The sequence below is a fragment of the Anaeromyxobacter oryzisoli genome (assembly GCF_022690765.1).
In the GTDB taxonomy this organism is placed as follows: Bacteria; Myxococcota; Myxococcia; order Myxococcales; family Anaeromyxobacteraceae; genus Anaeromyxobacter; species Anaeromyxobacter oryzisoli.
Genome location: NZ_JALCZA010000046.1, coordinates 34,876 through 35,987 on the forward strand (window position 1 = coordinate 34,876; position 1,112 = coordinate 35,987).

General features: G+C 79.5%; 2 protein-coding genes. Both read right to left on the reverse strand.

What is annotated here, in order from left to right; genetic code table 11:
- Positions 1-504 (reverse strand): chemotaxis protein CheW (locus MNZ27_RS14975; protein ID WP_242394892.1); only part of this gene is annotated, 504 nt, incomplete at its 3' end.
- The coding region (locus MNZ27_RS14980) for a chemotaxis protein CheW (RefSeq protein WP_242394893.1) at positions 491-1,112 on the reverse strand (622 nt) is incomplete at its 5' end. The genes MNZ27_RS14980 and MNZ27_RS14975, both read right to left, overlap by 14 nt.

Consider the following 1,112-nt stretch of genomic DNA (forward strand, 5'->3'; position numbering starts at 1 on the left):
GGCCGGGGGGCGCCCCGACCCGGCCCCCCCCCGCCCCCCCCCCCCGGCCCCCGCCCCCCCCCCGGGGGGCCCCGGCGCGCTCCCCCCGCCGCAGGCGCCGAGGAAGAACCGCGGCCCCTGGCCGTCCGCGAGCCTCGGCGCCGGCCGGAGGTCGCGGCGCCGGACCCGGAGCACCTCGCACACCTCGTCCACGACGAGCCCGAGCCGACGCCTCGCCACGTTGACGACGACGAACCGCGTCTTCCGCGTCGGAGGATCCCTCGGCAGCCCGAAGCGCTTCCGCACGTCCACGATCGGGATCACCTCGTCGCGCAGGCGGAACACGCCCTCGACGAACGCGGGCGCGCGCGGCACCGCCGTGAGCGGGAGCGGCCTGACGATCTCGCGCACCCGCATGATGTCCACGGCGTAGTCCTCGCCGCCGACACGGAACGTGCAGAGCTGCACGAGCGCGTCGCCGTCGGCGGGGACGGCCTCCTGCGCGCGCGGCTCACCCGTCGGCACGGCGCACCTTCCCGGGCGGGGACGCGCCGGCGTCCGCGCGGAGCAGCGCGCCCGCCCGCAGCACCGTGAACAGCCGATCGCGGTCGCGGCCGACGCCCGCGAGGCAGTCCGCGCACGCGCCCCCGATCCCCTGCGGGCACGGCTCGATCGAGCCCGGGCGGAGCCGCACCACGCTCGCGACGCGATCCACGAGCAGCCCGAAGGTCCCCTCCTCCCCTTCGACGAGGACGACGCGGCCGGCGCCCTCGGCCGCCGGGCTCGGCGGCAGGCCGAGGCGCCGCCGAGGATCGACCACCGCCACCACCTCGCCGCGGACGGTGACCACGCCGAGCACGTCGGCGGGCGCGCGCGGCACCTCCGTGATCGGCGGCGCCCGGAGCACCTCGCGCACCCGGGCGATGGCGATCCCGTACTCCTCCGCGCCGAGGACGAACGTGAGGTACTCCTCGAGCGCGCCGGCGCCGGGCTCGGCCTCGCCCACGACCGCCGCCGCCACCTCGCCGAGCTCCGGGAGCGCCGGCGCCTCCTCGTCGGGCCGGTAGAAGAACGCGTCGAGCGGAGACCCGGACCGCGCCGGGGCCGCCGCGGCGGCTCCGTCCGCGCGCGCG